This window comes from Actinobacillus vicugnae (assembly GCF_901687125.1).
Taxonomy (GTDB): domain Bacteria; phylum Pseudomonadota; class Gammaproteobacteria; order Enterobacterales; family Pasteurellaceae; genus Actinobacillus; species Actinobacillus vicugnae.
Map to the genome: position 1 here is coordinate 25,229 of NZ_CABFJY010000009.1, position 16,652 is coordinate 41,880.

14 protein-coding genes are annotated in these 16,652 nt (G+C 40.4%); 6 read left to right on the forward strand and 8 right to left on the reverse strand.

Annotated elements, in window-relative coordinates:
- Positions 1-25 precede the first annotated feature (25 nt).
- The 4 genes from F8M47_RS02720 to F8M47_RS02735 are packed head-to-tail and all read right to left on the reverse strand — an operon-like array spanning position 26 to position 5,740.
- Positions 26-2,053, reverse strand: a complete 2,028-nt coding sequence (locus F8M47_RS02720) for a TonB-dependent siderophore receptor (protein WP_150538684.1) — start codon at positions 2,051-2,053, stop codon at positions 26-28.
- Positions 2,054-2,088: 35 nt separating this feature from the next.
- Positions 2,089-4,041 carry a Fe(3+)-hydroxamate ABC transporter permease FhuB gene (fhuB, locus tag F8M47_RS02725; protein ID WP_150538685.1) on the reverse strand — a complete coding sequence of 651 codons (1,953 nt, stop codon included), beginning with the start codon at positions 4,039-4,041 and terminating at the stop codon, positions 2,089-2,091.
- Positions 4,035-4,964 carry an iron-siderophore ABC transporter substrate-binding protein gene (locus F8M47_RS02730; protein WP_208790025.1) on the reverse strand — a complete coding sequence of 310 codons (930 nt, stop codon included), beginning with the start codon at positions 4,962-4,964 and terminating at the stop codon, positions 4,035-4,037. Before F8M47_RS02730 ends, fhuB begins: the two co-directional genes overlap by 7 nt.
- Positions 4,965-4,975: 11 nt before the next feature.
- Complete coding sequence (locus F8M47_RS02735; protein ID WP_150538687.1) at positions 4,976-5,740, reverse strand: ABC transporter ATP-binding protein; 765 nt, start codon at positions 5,738-5,740, stop codon at positions 4,976-4,978.
- A gap of 197 nt (positions 5,741-5,937) precedes the next feature.
- Here F8M47_RS02735 and F8M47_RS02740 point away from each other — a divergent pair, with 197 nt between their 5' ends.
- From F8M47_RS02740 to F8M47_RS02755, 4 genes are all read left to right on the forward strand, one after another.
- Positions 5,938-6,987: an extracellular solute-binding protein gene (locus tag F8M47_RS02740; RefSeq protein ID WP_150538688.1), complete on the forward strand. Its 1,050-nt coding sequence runs from the start codon at positions 5,938-5,940 to the stop codon at positions 6,985-6,987.
- A 126-nt stretch (positions 6,988-7,113) separates the two neighbouring features.
- A complete protein-coding gene (locus F8M47_RS02745) occupies positions 7,114-7,683 on the forward strand; it encodes an acetate uptake transporter (protein WP_150538689.1) in 570 nt (189 codons plus the stop codon).
- 188 nt (positions 7,684-7,871) lie between these two features.
- A complete protein-coding gene (locus F8M47_RS02750) occupies positions 7,872-9,353 on the forward strand; it encodes an aldehyde dehydrogenase family protein (RefSeq protein ID WP_150538690.1) in 1,482 nt (493 codons plus the stop codon).
- A gap of 191 nt (positions 9,354-9,544) precedes the next feature.
- Entirely contained in the window at positions 9,545-11,182 is a 1,638-nt protein-coding gene (locus F8M47_RS02755; RefSeq protein WP_150538691.1) for an ABC transporter substrate-binding protein, read from the forward strand.
- Between the two features lie 66 nt (positions 11,183-11,248).
- On the opposite strand, the gene pdxH is transcribed toward F8M47_RS02755, so the two are convergent.
- The 4 genes from pdxH to F8M47_RS02775 all read right to left on the reverse strand — a co-directional run bounded on the left by pdxH (position 11,249) and on the right by F8M47_RS02775 (position 14,175).
- On the reverse strand, positions 11,249-11,878 hold the full coding sequence (gene pdxH, locus F8M47_RS02760) for a pyridoxamine 5'-phosphate oxidase (RefSeq protein ID WP_150538692.1): 630 nt from the start codon (positions 11,876-11,878) through the stop codon (positions 11,249-11,251).
- Positions 11,879-11,964: 86 nt separating this feature from the next.
- Entirely contained in the window at positions 11,965-13,302 is a 1,338-nt protein-coding gene (srmB, locus tag F8M47_RS02765; protein WP_150538693.1) for an ATP-dependent RNA helicase SrmB, read from the reverse strand.
- A gap of 20 nt (positions 13,303-13,322) precedes the next feature.
- A complete protein-coding gene (gene rimI / locus F8M47_RS02770; protein WP_150538694.1) occupies positions 13,323-13,760 on the reverse strand; it encodes a ribosomal protein S18-alanine N-acetyltransferase in 438 nt (145 codons plus the stop codon).
- Positions 13,753-14,175: a DNA polymerase III subunit psi gene (locus tag F8M47_RS02775; RefSeq protein ID WP_150538695.1), complete on the reverse strand. Its 423-nt coding sequence runs from the start codon at positions 14,173-14,175 to the stop codon at positions 13,753-13,755. Before F8M47_RS02775 ends, rimI begins: the two co-directional genes overlap by 8 nt.
- Positions 14,176-14,267: 92 nt before the next feature.
- On the opposite strand from F8M47_RS02775, the gene rsmC reads away from it, so the two are divergent.
- Entirely contained in the window at positions 14,268-15,257 is a 990-nt protein-coding gene (gene rsmC / locus F8M47_RS02780) for a 16S rRNA (guanine(1207)-N(2))-methyltransferase RsmC (RefSeq protein ID WP_150538696.1), read from the forward strand.
- Between the two features lie 441 nt (positions 15,258-15,698).
- Positions 15,699-16,586 carry a LysR family transcriptional regulator gene (locus F8M47_RS02785; protein ID WP_150538697.1) on the forward strand — a complete coding sequence of 296 codons (888 nt, stop codon included), beginning with the start codon at positions 15,699-15,701 and terminating at the stop codon, positions 16,584-16,586.
- Positions 16,587-16,652: the final 66 nt, after the last annotated feature.

The following is a 16,652-nucleotide window of genomic DNA, read 5'->3' on the forward strand; positions in this document are numbered from 1 at the left end:
CAGCTCTTTTGATAGGTTTTGCAAATTAGAATTTATAGCTTAATGAACCACTAACGCTACGCTCAGCACCGAAGTAGCAATAATAGTCACAGCCAGCTAAGTATTTTTTATCGGTTAAATTCGTGATATTTAACTGTGCACGCCAATTTTTGGCAAATTCATACTGAGCTGATAAATCTACTAGCGTATAAGCAGGAACTTTATAGCCTGGGAAGTATTGTTCATCCACAGTTGTTCCCACATAACGAACCGCAGTTCCAACTGTTAAACCATTTAAAGTATTATCTTTAAAGTGGTAATTGAGCTGAGCGCTTGCTTGATGACGAGGAACAAGTGCTGCTCGTACTTTTTTGGTTGCACTTATATCTTGTTCAGCTTTTGTATAGGCATAAGAAACAGCTGCACTGATATTTTCAGTTAAATTGGCATCAGCTTGAATTTCAATACCTTTACTTACACGCTCCCCCACCTGTCGCTGAATCGCACTTGCATCTGCAACTAGAGCATTTTTTTCTTTTAAATGAAAATAAGCAAAGGAGATTTTACCGTCTAACCAACTTGGTAATAATTTCAATCCTGCTTCATATTGCTGACCTTCATATGGTTTATACAAGTTATTATTACTGTCCACTCCCGCTAATGGTCGGAATGATTCAGAATAACTAACATAAGGTGACACTCCAATGTCAAAGTTATACATCGCACTTGCTTGGTGAGAGGTATGGTAAGTATCGTAATTGGATACAGAAGCACTATTTACCGTATATCCATAAGCCTTATCACGGCGAATTCCTACATTTCCTACAAAATTACCGTAAGTAAATTGATCACGTAAATAAAAGCCATTTTGGCGCTGTTTGTTATCATAAATAGATCCAGCTTTTACTACGCCACTATTCCCTGCTACAGGATTAAACAAATCGGTTGGATTTACTAAGCCGAAACCATTATTAAGCCCTGTTGTTTTTGAATGCACATAGTCCACTCCACCTAATAAGGTATTTGACCAATTTTCACCTTGCCATTTTTTGCTCAAACGGTTATCTACCGTATGAGTTTTTACTTTACCGTCGGTATAAGAATAGCCTCGGTAAGCGGTACGTGCGCCATCTGAACTCCATGCAAATACACCTAACCAATCAAGCTGTTGTTGAGTAAAGTGATAATTTTGACTAAATTTCAATCCATCACCAAAATCGTGGTTAAATTCATAACCCAAATGCCACACATTACGTTTTACATATTCATCATTTGGTTCACTATAATCCGTACCACGTGCAATTTTTCCTACAGAAGTTGGAAATAACGTACCATTTGCAGGCATATGTACACTTGTAGGATTACCTACTTGGCGAGAAAAGCTACTTAATAGCGTGATATTCGTATTTTTTGATAAGTCTAGGGTCAGGCTAGGTGCAAAATAATAGTTATCTGTGCGTCCGTTAGTATCGCCTTCACGATGATTATAATCTCCAACTAAACGGTAACGAATACGGTTATCTGATGTTAAAGCGCCACTATAATCACCAAATACTCCACGATAGCCCTGTGTTCCGTAATTTACACCAATTTCACCCTGTGCTTCTTGAGTTGGGCGCTTAGTTACGATATTTACTAAGCCACCTGTTTGTGCCGCACCATAAGTAATAGAATCAGCACCTTTTACAATTTCGATCGCTTCGATCCCATAAGTATTTGGCATCGTGCGATAAAAGCCATGATCTGCAACTGGCGCACCATCAATAACAAGGCTTGGATCAAAACCTCGGATTTTCATCCATTCTTGCTTTGTATCATTACCATAGCTACCCACTTGAACGCCTGCTTCATATTTCAATACTTCATCAACTTTTTTAGCGCCAGATGCTTTAATTTGATCTGCATTGATAACCGCATTGGATTGTGCTGATAAGAATTCAACGCCCTGACCAATTTTGTTAATTGAGCCAACTACGTCAACCTCATCCAACACAACCGTTTCTTCCGCCATCACTGGCGAGATCGCTAATGCTACGGCTGAAGCAACTGTTGAATAGAAAAATGTTTTCTTCATTTTATTCATCCTAAATTGTAGTTAATAAATTTGTCCTAAACTCTTCTTACAATACATAAGAAATAAGTTCCGCCGACTAAGGTGGCAACAAGTCCCGCAGGGATTTCATACGGGAACAGCAATTGTCTGCCAAGCCAATCGGCGAGTGTCATAATCAATCCGCCTAAACAGGCAGAGATAAAAATCTGTGGCACCACTTTTCTCACTCCCAGAAAGCGAGTGATTTGTGGCACGAGTAATCCAATAAAACTGAGTGGCCCGATAACCAATGTTGCCAGTGCAGTAAGTAGCGCACTAAAAAAAATTAGCCAGCCACGCACTTGTTTTAGATTTAAGCCAAGCGCTTGTGCCATCGGGGCTTGTAGTACCAAAATTGCCAACCAGCGGCTAAAAACCAAACTTGCAAAAAGTAGCAGAAAACTGACCGCTAGTAAGCCAACGGCAAATTCATTTGCGACATTTTGGGTAGAACCCGATGTCCACGAAATTAATTGATTTGCTCGAGGATCACCACTGGCAATTGCCAAACGTTGTAGCGTGTCAAACAGCGCAGACAGGCTAATTCCTGTGAGCAATACTTTTTCAGGCAACATTCCGCTGCGCTGATTAATCGCAGTTAAAATCACTAACGCTACGCACGCCCCAATAATGCCTGCTAAATAGAACCATTCCGTTTGCTGAACGCTAAACATAAACAGCATAATTAAAATGCCCATCGAAGTGCCAGAAGAGACCCCTAGCAATTCAGGGCTTGCCGTAGGATTTAAAGTTAAGCGTTGCAAAATCACCCCCGCTACCGCGAGCAAAATACCGACTGCTAGCGCAACCATCATTCGAGGCATTCGTAATGCAATCAACTCGCTTTGTTGCGCCCAGTGCCAGCCATTTCCACTGTTGCCTAGCAATAGCGATAAACAAATTGCTAATAGCAATCCTGCTAAAATAAGCGCTAAAACAAGCGGTCTAAATTGGTGAATTTTTTGCGAATCGGCTTCTTGTAATCGCCCTGTTTGTGGCAAGGCGCTAAACATCAGCCACAATAATAACGGCGTGCCTAATAAGGCGACCACTGCCCCTGTCGGCAAATTGATACCACTAAAATAGACAAGTAACTGTAATAGCAAATCGGTATTTGCTAGCAATAAAGCGCCCATCGCAAAAGCAGCAACTAGCTGAATGCTAAAACGGCGAATATTTAACTGGCGCACAATGGTTGCCGAAGCCAAGCCGATAAAACCTAACATCCCTACTTTTGCCACAACCACCGCAATAAGAAATGCAGCGATCAATACACCGACCACACGCAGTTTTGCCACAGGTACGCCTAAGCTCTGCGCATTGGCATCATTCAGTACTAACATCGTGAGTGGACGAATAAACACGCCAATTAAGCACAGTGCTGGCAGACTTTGCGCCATAAGCAATAACGAATCTCGCCAGCTTTCTTGCACCAGCGAACCCGCCCCCCATTGTGCCAAACCTCGTGCTTCTTCGGGGTAAAACAACATCATTAACGCCGAAAACGAGCCAAAATAGAGATTGACCACCAAGCCTGCCAAAATCAGTAATAACGGTGACATCGTTTTTCGCATAGCTAAACTGAGCACTAATATAAGGCTTAATATCGCGCCCGCTAATGCGACCGCACTTGAGCCATTTTCTAGCCAATCAGGTAAAAAGATAGCGGTCAAAAATAATGCAAATTGCGCACCACTGCTAATCCCTAAAGTATTATCTGAAGCCAATGGATTCGCCATGACTTGTTGAAGCAACAAACTTGCTAATCCCAAAATGCCACCTGCGAATAAAGCGATCACAATACGCGGCAGAATGTAGCTTTGTAACAATAACAGATCTAAATTTTCAGTTGGTAAAAATAGTTCGCTAAATGTTGCCCCGCTTGGTAATTGCAGACGTAAATTAATCACAAACAAACCAATGAAAAGTATCGCTAATCCAATAAAGAGCGCACTAATCTGCTTTACCATTGCTCTCCTCCATGCATTAAGCCATTGGCAAAGACTTCAGCAAAACGTTGTGCCGAAGGAATCGCGCCAAAAGTCCAAACAGCGGGTAGAATCAGCGGATCTTTCGCCATTGCTAAATGTTGCCACAGTGTATTGTATTGCAACGCAGAGCCAATATTGGCAGGGTAAGGTTTCACCACTACAAAACGGCTATTCGGCGCTAGCTTTGCCAATTGAGTAACTTCAATCGTTTCAAAGCCCCATAAATTTTGTGAGCCTTGCCACGCATTAGTAAAGCCAAGTTGGGTCAACACCGCACCAAATGGGCTATTCGGGGCGTAAATGCGCAAATGACGAGTGTCGATAAACTGTACTAAAGCAATTGGACGTGTCAAATAAGGTTGAACAAGCGGTCGAATTTCAGCAATTTTTTGCCAATAATCCGCCATAAGCTGTTCAAACTGCCGTTCTCTATTTACCAATTGCGCCACTTTTTGGCTGGCGTTCACCATGTTGTACCACGCATCGCCTGCTTGGTAGAAATCGACCAATGAAACTTCTGAAAACGGCGCTAACGTTGGCGTAGCTTGAGCATAAAAACCGCTATTAATAAAATGCAAATCGTGATTGTCTTGCTTCAGCGCTAAAAGTTGTTCTGGATTGGGTTGTAGACGCACACCAAGATCTAAAGTTTCCGCAGGTAACGCAGGCTGACTAACCCACTGCTGATAGCTTTTCACACCGCCCACCGCCACAGGTCTCTCGCCTAATGCGATCAGCGTTTCCGCCACTGTCCAATCCAAGGTAGCAAAGGATTTCGCCTGTACTTTCGAGCTAAAAATCGTACTGGCAAAAAGGGTAAAAAACCATAAAAAAGCGACCGCTTGTAAGCGATTATTCCTTGTTAGCTTATGCGGAAAAACCTGTTGCTTGCGCCAATACATTTGCTTAATCATTAATAGAAACTCACTGGTCGTTTGGTGTGTGGGTGTTCGATCACATTCAGTTCAATGCCGTAAATCTGTTTGAGTTTCGAGCTATTTACAATCTCAAACGCATCACCTTGTGCTAATAATTTACCGCTATGTAATGCCACTAGCTGATCGCAATAACGAGCCGCCAAATTAATATCATGAATCACAATAATCACGCCTAAATTTAGCTCATGTGCTAATTTTTTTACCAGCTCCATCACTTCGACTTGGTGGGCAATATCTAATGCGGCAAGCGGCTCATCAAGCAATAAAAACTTACTTTGTTGCGCCAATAGCATCGCCAACCAAATGCGAGAACGTTCACCACCAGAAAGGGTATCAACCAACTGATCAGCAAATTTTTCGGTATGGGTAAGCGCCAATGCCCGTTCTATTGCCTCATGATCTTTTTGTTTGTTTGAACCAAATAAACCGTTCCAAGCATAGCGCCCCATCGCAATTAGCTCTCTAGCGGTTAAATTGGTTGCTTGTGGAAGATGTTGTGGAAGATAAGCTACTTGTTTAGCAAATTCTCGAGATGACCAAAGGCTAAGTTCTTGCTGATCAAATAAAATTTTGCCTGATGAATAAGGATTTTGTTTGGCGAGTAATTTAATAAGAGTAGATTTGCCCGAGCCGTTGTGTCCGATTAATCCATACACTTTGCCTTGCTCAAATCGCAGTGAAATAGGATGTAGCAAGGTGCGACTAGGAATCTTAAAAGTCGCATTTTCAATTAAAAACACAAAAACTCCGAAATAAATAAAAGCAATTCTAATTAAAACTTATTAGCGTTTAAAGAGTAAGCGGTTAAATTTCCAAAAAAATTTGCAATTTTAAGCACTATTTATAGAAAGTAATGCAAGTTATCTATATAATTCGACGCCTTTGGGCTAGGTGACACTCCTGGTTTTTTTATGGATCTTTTGCAGAGGACAAAAAATTGATTAAATTCGGTCGTGCATTTTTAGCAAAACTTGCGCTACTTGGCTTAGCATTTTCAGCATTCAGCGCCCAAGCTGCTGAGAAATTATACGTTTATAACTGGACAGAATATGTGCCTTCATCGTTATTGGAGCAATTCAAAAAAGAAACAGGCATTGAGGTGATTTATTCCACCTTTGAAAGCAATGAAGAAATGTATTCAAAATTAAAGCTTTCAGATTCAAAAGGTTATGACATCGTATTTCCTTCCAGCTATTACGTTGGCAAAATGGCAAAAGAAGGCATGCTGGCTGAGCTAGATAAAAGCAAATTAACCAATTTGCATAATGTTACGCCTGAATTAATGGCTAAGCCATTTGATCCTGAGAATAAATATTCATTGCCTTATGTTTACGGGCTAACGGGAATTGGGGTTAATTCGCAGGATTTTGATCCAACGACCATTTCTAGCTGGGGTGATTTATGGCGTGATGAATACAAAGGCAAATTATTGCTGATGAATGATCCACGTGAAGTGTTCCATATTGCACTGTTACTTGATGGCAAATCACCAAACAGCGAGAATGAGCAAGACATTCAAAATGCTTACCAACGCTTGCAAAAGCTGATGCCAAATGTATTGGTATTTAATTCAGATTCACCAGAAATGCCTTATTTACAAGGCGAAGTCGCAGTGGGAATGCAATGGAGCGGCTCTGCTCATCGTGCCAAAAGCGAAAACCTAGATCTGAAATTTGTATTCCCGAAAGAAGGGGCTGTGATTTGGATGGATAACTATGTGATTCCAAAAGGCGCACAAAACAAAGAAGCCGCACATAAATTTATCGATTTCTTGTTACGTCCAGAAAGTGCGAAAGAAGTGATCGAAACTATGGGCTTTTCTATGCCAAATGAAGGTGTAAGAAGCTTACTTTCTCCAGAGCTTGCAAATGACCCGCTAATTTTTCCGCCTAAGGAAGAAATTAATAAAGGCATCTTACAAGCAGACGTAGGTCAAGCGGTTGAAATCTACGAAAAATACTGGAATTTGCTAAAAACAGGCAAATAAATTCGCAAATTACCATTTGCAAAATTTAAAGAAATAACGACCGCTTGTTATTTCTTATAACTCAAACGTCCTTCCTTGTGGAAGGGCGAATTTTTTTAAACATTAAACAACGACTCGAGGTCTTAAATGTCAAATCATAACGCTTTAACTGCAAATCCAGGTCCATTAGGTTTATGCGGTTTTGCTTTAACAACTTGGTTACTTAGCTTAATCAACAACGGTACATTCGGTGGCGAAAACGTGGGCTTAGTGCTTGCAATGGGTTTTGCTTTCGGTGGTACTGCACAGATGATCGCTGGTATGTTCGAATTTTCAAAAGGTAACACTTTTGGCTTTACAGCATTCACTAGCTACGGTGCGTTCTGGTGGTCATTCGCATTATTCAAAGTATTCTTCACTGAAGGTGTAACTGCGCCATTTATCGGTTGGTACTTAATCGCTTGGGGTACATTCACATTCATGATGTTTATCGGTACTTTAGCAAAAGCACGTGCATTACAAGCTATTTTCTTAAGCCTAACCATCACTTTCTACTTATTAGCAACAGGTGATTTCACTGGTGATCACTCAATCACACATATCGGCGGTAACTTCGGTTTATTAACTGCATTGTTAGCGTTCTACTTAGCGGCTGCTGAAATCATCAATGAAAGCTTCGGTCGTACAGTATTACCAATCGGTGCACCAAAACAATAATCAGATTTTCTGTCAAGAAGGACGCTACGGCGTCCTTTTTTGCAAAATTATTGCTAAATTTAACCGCTTTTGAGAAGCACTTCACACTTTTCACATTTTTTTAACAAAAACATTGTAAGAACAAATTTCAGGCGTATATTGCTAAAATAGTAACAGTTTATTTCCCGTGATAAACCAAGGAGCAGACAATGAAAGATCTCAATGTTTTTGATAAAACTTATGGCTTATTAATCAATGGTGAATGGACTCAAGGCAGTGGTAACGAGCTACTCGCTTCCTATAATCCAGCAAATGGTGAAGTATTAGCGCACTTTGTGGATGCAACAGATGTGGATGTTGATGCAGCAGTAGCTGCGGCACAACAAGCATTTAAATCTTGGCGTAAAACTACTGTTGCTGAACGTGCGGCGATTTTAAATAAAATTGCCGATATGATTGATGAGCATAGCGAGCTATTTGCTTTGCAAGAAACCTTAGATAACGGTAAACCTATTCGTGAAACAAGAGCCGCTGATATTCCGTTAGCCTCCGATCATTTCCACTACTTCGCGAGTGCAATTCGTGCGCACGAAGGCAGTTTAAATCAAATCAATCAAGAAGAACTTTCATTGGTGCTACGTGAGCCAATTGGCGTGGTTGGGCAAATTATTCCGTGGAATTTCCCGTTCTTAATGGCTGCATGGAAAATTGCACCCGCGTTGGCCGCAGGCTGTACCGTAGTCATTCACCCTTCTAGCACAACTTCCCTCAGTTTATTGTCCTTCGCACAAAAAATTAATCACCTGTTGCCAAAAGGCGTGTTAAATGTCATTACAGGTAAAGGTTCAAAATCGGGTGAATATATGTTGCACCATAAAGGCTTTAATAAATTAGCCTTTACGGGCTCAACGGAAATTGGACGTCATATTGCGATTTCAGCCGCAGAATTACTGATCCCAGCCACGCTTGAATTAGGAGGCAAATCGGCAAATATTTTCTTTGATGATATGCCATTCGATAAAGCATTAGAAGGCGCTCAAAAAGGCATTTTATTCAATCAAGGACAAGTCTGCTGTGCAGGTTCTCGAATCTTTGTGCAAGAAGGTATTTATGACAAATTTGTGGCGGCACTTGCGGAAGAATTCCGTAAAGTAAAAGTGGGTTTACCGTGGGAGGACGACACTCAAATGGGTGCACAAGTCAATGCAGGGCAACTTAATACCATCCTAAAATATGTAAATATTGGTGAACAAGAAGGCTGTCGTATTATCACTGGTGGTAAAAAAGTATTAGCTGAAAACCTTGCGAATGGTGAATTTATTGAGCCAACCTTAATTGAATCGAAAGATAACACCAGCCGCATTGCACAAGAAGAAATTTTCGGACCTGTCGCCACCGTGATTAAATTCAAAACCGAAGAGGATGTTATCCGTATGGCAAACGATTCGGAATACGGCTTAGGTGGCGGGGTTTGGACTAAAGACATTAACCGTGCATTACGCGTGGCGCGAGCCATTGAAACAGGGCGTATTTGGGTGAATTGCTACAATATTCTGCCAGCAGGCGCACCATTTGGCGGTTACAAGTCTTCTGGTATCGGGCGTGAAAACCATCAAATGATGTTAGATGCTTATACCCAAGTAAAAAATATCTATATTAGCACCCGAGAAGAACGTGAGGGAATGTATTAATTTTTTGATATTAGTTACCAATACAAGCGGTCTAATTTTGCCAATTTTTTGCAAATCTTGGTAAAAATCAGACCGCTTTTATATCATTTTATTATAACGAAATGCCTTTTGTTCTTTACTCCATGCTGAAGAAAAGGTAATCTCTCGCCAATTTTTATTTTGAAATATTAATCCTACTTGGAGAGGCAGTTATGAAATTAGCGACTTTAACAAAAGTAAGCACAGGCGTATTAGTTGCGCTTGCCCTAAGCGCTTGTGATGATAAAAGCACTGACAGCAAAACCACAGCAAAAACTACTGCTGAAAAAACCTTTGTGAACTGCGTAAGCCGTTCACCACAACACCTTAGCCCTGCCCTAGCAATGGATGGTATTTCGTACAATGCGAGTTCGCAACAAGTTTATAACCGCTTAGTTGAGTTTAAACGTGGTTCAACCGAAATCGAACCCGCTTTAGCTGAATCTTGGGACGTTTCTGAAGACGGCTTAACTTACACTTTCCACTTACGTAAAGGGGTAAAATTCCACTCAAACAAAAATTTCACACCAAGTCGCGATTTCAATGCAGATGACGTACTATTTTCATTTAACCGCCAGTTAGATCCAAATCATCCTTATCACGCGGTGTCAAAAGCGACATATCCGTACTTTAAAGCGATGAAATTCCCGACTTTATTAAAAGCGGTCGAAAAAGTAGATGATCACACAGTAAAATTCACATTAACCAAACGTGATGCTACTTTTGTATCAAGCCTTGGTATGGATTTCACCTCTATCTATTCGGCGGAATATGCGGATAAAATGTTACAAGCAGGTACGCCTGAAGTGATTGATAACACCCCTATCGGCACAGGTCCATTTGCATTTACTGGCTACGTTTTAGATCAAGCGAGTCGTTATGTTGCACATAAAGATTACTGGAATGGTAAAGCAGATATTGACCGTTTAATTTTTGAAATCGTGCCTGATGCAACCACGCGTTATGCCAAATTACAAGCAGGTCAATGTGATTTAATCGATTTCCCAAATGCAACTGATATTGAAAAAATGAAAACCGATCCGAAAGTACAATTACTTTCACAACCTGGTTTGAATATCGCTTATGTGGCATTTAATACTGAAAAAGCACCATTTAATAACGTGAAAGTTCGCCAAGCATTAAATCTTGCCGTGGATAAAAAAGCAATTATTGATGTGGTTTACCAAGGTGCGGGAATCGCTGCGAAAAATCCATTACCGCCAACCATTTGGGGCTATAACGATAACGTAGCAGACTCTGAATACAATATCGAAAAAGCCAAACAATTATTAGCAGAAGCGGGCTATCCAAACGGTTTTGAAACCGAACTTTGGGTTCAGCCTGTGGTGCGAGCTTCAAACCCAAACCCACGTCGTATGTCTGAGATTATTCAAGCGGACTGGGCAAAAATTGGGGTGAACGCAAAACTCGTTACCTATGAATGGGGCGACTATATCAAACGTACCAAAGCAGGCGAATTAACTGCAGGTACTTACGGGTGGTCTGGTGATAATGGTGATCCTGATAACTTCTTATCACCATTATTCGGTTCATCGAATGTGGGTAACAGTAACTACGCACGCTTTAACAGCCCTGAGTTAGATGCGTTATTAGATAAAGCACTGGGTTTATCCGATAAAGCGGAACGTACAAAGCTCTACGAACAAGCGCAAGTATTGTTAAAAGAACAAGCGCCATGGATTAATGTAGCGCACTCAATCAACTTTGCGCCAACCAGTAAACGTGTACAAGACTACAAACAAAGTCCATTCGGCTACACTTACCTCTACGGTACAAAATTGGCTGACTAACGCTAGGTTAGGCAATTCAAATAAAAATGGTGGGATTATTACCCACCATTTTTTCTTTCTGCCATTTTATGGCGATAGCCTTTCTTTATGCCATTGTCCTTCAACCAAACAATAACAAATTCGGTCGTGTAAACGACTTGGTCTACCCTGCCAAAATTCAATACGTTCGGGTAACACAATATACCCACCCCAATGTGGAGGACGAGGCACTTGTAACGGATGCTTCGCCGCAATCAATGCTGCTTTCGCCACCAACTCACTTTTACTCGCTAGCACTTGGCTTTGCGCACTCGCCCAAGCACCAACTCGGCTGGTATAAGGACGGCTAGAAAAATAGCGGTCGGATTCCGCTTCTGAAATTTTTTCAATTCGTCCCTCAACCCGCACCGAGCGTTCTAATTCCGCCCAAAAAAAGGTTAAGGCAACATAAGGATTCTGTTCAATCGCTTGTCCTTTTCGGCTTTGGTAATTTGTAAAAAACACAAATCCTGTTGGATTTACTTCTTTTAAAAGCACAATGCGGCTGGTTGGTTTTCCGTCAAGCACAGTTGCTACATTCATTGCGGTAGGCTCATTGACTTTCGCCAACATGGCTTCATTTAGCCAAAGTTCAAATTGCTGTAGCGGATCAGCATGACAATGTGCTTGTGATAATGTTTGTTTACTATAATCTTCTCGAATATTATGTAGATCCATTGTTTCACCTTTTGCTAAACCTATAAATCACTAAAACAAAAGCGGTCAAATTTCTGCAAAATTTTGCAAAAATTCAACCGCTTGTTTTATTTAGCTGCTGCCTGTTCTAAAGTAGGTTTACGGCGTTTACCAACATTTTTAGTGTCTTTATGACGTACCTTGACTTTGGTTTTTGCTGCTTCTTTTTTCGCCACTTTACGCTTTTTAATACGCGCTTTTTCTTTTTTGGTGGTGGTATTTAATTCACCATCTTTTGGCGCTTTAGTACGAGGCGCTAAACCTTCGATCACTCGTGCTTTCAGCAATTCTTCGGTATAACGTTTGATTTTGCCAAGCAGTTTGTAATCGTGCGCTTCCACCAATGAGATCGCTGAGCCTTTTTTACCCGCACGCGCAGTACGCCCGATACGATGTAAATAAGTATCTGCACTGTATGGCAAATCAAAATTAATAACATAATCAACATCATCAATATCAATACCACGAGCGGCAACATCGGTTGCGACTAACACATTCACCACGCCTTCTTTTAAACGGGCAATCGCTTGGTTACGCTGGCTTTGTGCCATATCGCCTTCTAAATAAGTAGAACGTAGTCCACGTTTGCGAAGCGTTTCGCTCAATTCACGTACATCTTCACGACGACGAACGAATACAATCGCTTTTTCCATTTCAAAGGAAGAAATTAAACGGGCAAGCAGTTTTGTTTTGTGATCTAAGTTATCCGCATGGTAATACCATTGTTGGATTTTTTTACGTTCACGACGGCTAGGCTCTGCATCAATTTTTAATGGGTTATCTAAAATTCGGTCGGTAAAATCAACTAATAATTCGCCTTCTAACGTTGCCGAGAATAACCACGTGTGTTTACGCCAACGAGTTTCTGCGGCAATTTTTTCTGCATCTTGACCAAAGCCCATTTGGAGCATACGGTCGGCTTCATCAAAGATCAAAATCTCTACCGCACGACAGTCAAAATTTTCTTCTTTGATATATTGCATTAAACGCCCAGGGGTAGCGACCACAATATCTTGATTGCTGTTAAACACTTCACCATGATTTTGGTATGCCACTCCGCCCGTAATTGTCGCAATGCTGAGTTTAGTAAATTCCGCAAAGGTTTGCGCTTCTTCCGCCACTTGCATCGCAAGTTCACGGGTTGGGGTTAAAATTAAAATACGTGGCGCACCAGGTTTACGACGTGGGTAGTCCAGCAAATGTTGAATAGCGGGTAATAAAAATGCGGCAGTTTTGCCAGTACCTGTTGGCGCTGAACCAAGTAAATCACGTCCGTCCAATGCGTGTGGAATGGTTTCTGCTTGAACTGCTGTCGGGCGTTTATAGCCTTTTTTAGCCAGTGCTTTTAACAGTTGAGGGGCTAAATCTAATTCCTCAAAAGTCAGTAATGGGGTTTCGTTAGTCATTGTTATTGTGTCCTAATAATTTATAAATACAGCGCCATCACCACAGCATTTTCTCTGCCGCCCGTTGCTGTTGGATAATAATTTTTGCGAATAGTCACTTGATTAAAGCCCACTGAATCATACAATTTTTGGGCGTTTAAATTCGATTCTCGTACTTCTAACCAAAGGGTTAAAATCCCTTGGTTACGTAACCTTTCGATTAGTTCTAACAATAAACACTTGCCATAGCCCTTACCCTGAAACGCTGGCTCAACCGCAATGTTAAAGAGCGTAGCCTCGTCCAATACTGTTTGGCAAATCGCAAAAGCGACGATTTGCTGTTGTTTGGTCAGTTTCAGATTTAAATATTTATCGCCTTGATTATTCAGTAAGGTGCCTTTACTCCAAGGCACAAGGTGTGCCGCTTGCTCAATATCAAACAAGCGGTCAAAATCTGATGGCTTAATAACATCAATCATGATTATCCTCGAAATGCTGGCAAAATATCGCCATTTGTTGCCAAAGTTGGCGTTTTGTTTCAACTTGGGTTAAATCTTGCCATGAGGTATGTTGCCAAGCGGTTTGATCTGCAAATTTTTTTGCAATTTCGAGCGCTTGTGGCTCTGCTTGTATTAACCAAAAAATCGGTTGATGTTCAAAAGATAAACGTAGAGCTTGTTCTGCATCCAGCCATTGATACTGACTCGGCTGCAATTGCAAGGTACGTAAAACATCTAAAAATAGACCGCTTGTTTGATGATTCTCTTCACATACCACAACAAGCTTCACCGCTTTATCAAGGCGAATTTGCGCATCGCCTTTTAAGACTTGCGGTTTGGTTAGCACCCATTGCGTAATATTCATCTCATTTAATAACAAATCTCGCCGATTCATCTCATACCTCGCAAAAACAAGTAGGGAATAGTATCAAAACTCGGTACAATGCGGAAATGTTTTTGCTGTAATATGGGAATAAAAGGATATTTATGCTCTCTCTTGAAAGTGAAGTTTTAGCACGCCATTTGCCATTATTTGCCAATAAATCGGTATTGTTGTTTGGTGATGTGCGTGATCGTTTTGCTGATCAAATCAAATCAACTGCGAAAAGTGTCGCTATTTTTAGTAGCTATTTTGATTATGCTCGTCAATATAGCGATGTCAGTTTTGGTTTAAATTGTGAAATTAGAGCTGATCTAGCCGTTTTCTATTGGACTAAAAATAAACAAGAATGCCAATATCAATTACTCCAATGGCTTTCGCAAGCGAGTACAGGGCAAAAAGTGTTAGTGATTGGTGAAAACCGTGCAGGTGTGCGCTCAGCGGAAAAATTACTCGCTGATTATGGCAATATTGCGAAGATTGATTCAGCTCGTCGCTGTGGTTTGTATCATTTTGAGCTAACTCATGTACCAAATTTCGACAGTCAGAAGTTTTGGAAATCTTACCAGTATCAAGATCTACACATTTTTGCTTTACCCTCTGTGTTTAGTTCGGCAAAATTAGACTGTGGCACGCAACTGTTACTGGCTAGCTTTGACAAAGCTGATCGCTTAAAAGGTAAAGTACTGGATCTTGGCTGTGGGGCGGGGGTGATTGGCGCTACGCTAAAACAGCAATTTAGCAAAATAAAATTAACGCTGTCCGATATTCATGCGATGGCGCTGGAATCTACTCGCAAAACCTTGGCAGTAAATGCGCTTGAAGGCGAAGTTATCGCCAGCGATGTGTTTTCAAATATTGAAGAGCGCTTTGATTTAATTGTTTCAAATCCACCATTTCACGATGGAATTGATACCGCTTATTGCGCAGTAGAAACCTTGATCGCACAGGCGAAACGCCACTTAAATCGAGGCGGAGAATTTCGTATCGTGGCAAACGCATTCCTACCTTATCCAGAATTGTTGGATAACGCATTTGGTTCGCACCAAGTGATCGCTAAATCCAACAAATTTAAAGTGTATTGCGCAAAAGCCTAAAACGAAAAAAGACGGCGAGGAAATCCTTTTCGGCCGTCTTTGAAAAAACCAGTCACAAAATACTTCTAATAATAATTTCATAAATCACTATTAAAATAGTTTAGTGCGGTTGATCACTATGCTTATACTCCATGTATGATTTACATATCGCAAAGAACAATCATAGCTACATGGAGACAACTGAAACTTTTCTATTTAATTTACTCATAAGCGATTTACATTGTAAATAGAATATTTTCTATTTTTATACAAAAGTCCGCTAAGAAAATATAGCAAAATCCCGTAGAATTCACATCAATTCTAAAGGTGTAAAAACATACATATTTTATTGCTAAAACATCAAACAGTAAAAATTTCAAAGTTATTGTAATGATTTTAAACACCGAAACAATCTAGTTTTGCTTAATACATTATTAAGCAAAACTTAATAAAGGATTTTGTATGTATGATTACAAGGCAATGTTGGTCTTTGTAACGGTCGTAGAGCAAGGAACTATGCAAGCGGCAGCTGAGAAGTTATCCATGACTCCTTCAGCAGTAACGCAATCGATTAAAAAGTTAGAAAACCAATTAAAAATTAAGCTGTTAAGCAGAACAACAAGGAAGCTTTCTTTAACTGATGCTGGAAATATTTTTTACCAGCATATATCACACATTCAACAAACTGCAGAAAATGCTATTCGTAGCATTGAAGCATTGCATTCCGAACCTGTTGGTGAATTAAAAATTGCTTCTGTAAGTGGTCTAATTGATACTTTTTTAAGTGGCCATCTCAAAAGTATTCTCGATAATTATCCCGAAATTCAATTAGAGCTTACTATTAAAGATTCTCTCATTGAACTTTCACAACAAAAATTTGATATTTTATTACATTGGGATATTAGCGATGAACATATGGTAGCTCGTCATTTATATGATTTTGAGTGGGTAATTGTGGCTCACCCTGACTATATCAAGCATCATGGGTTGCCTTCGAATTTATCCGAATTAGAGAAACTTGACTGGATTAGCTATCCAAATAACAGCTCGAAGCAATTACCGATTCAGCTGAGTAAAGGAAAAGATAATGAAACTTTTATGCCTTATCATCGAATTAGTTGTAATTCACTCAATACCGCAAAAACGCTATTACTAAATGGCTTCGGCGTTACTCAATTGCCCATTCAATATATTCAAAAACAATTGGATTCGGGTGAGTTAATTACTTTATGTCCAGATTGGAAACTACCTCAAACCCCACTGTATTTGGTCACCCCACAACGTATTCAATCGGAAAAAGTGAGAATAGCAAGCCAGCTTATTATTGATTATTTTAAACATTTGAGCTGATTGGCGATAAATAAAAAACAACACAAGCGGTTATTTTTTGCAAAAATTCGACCGCTTGTTTCTTTA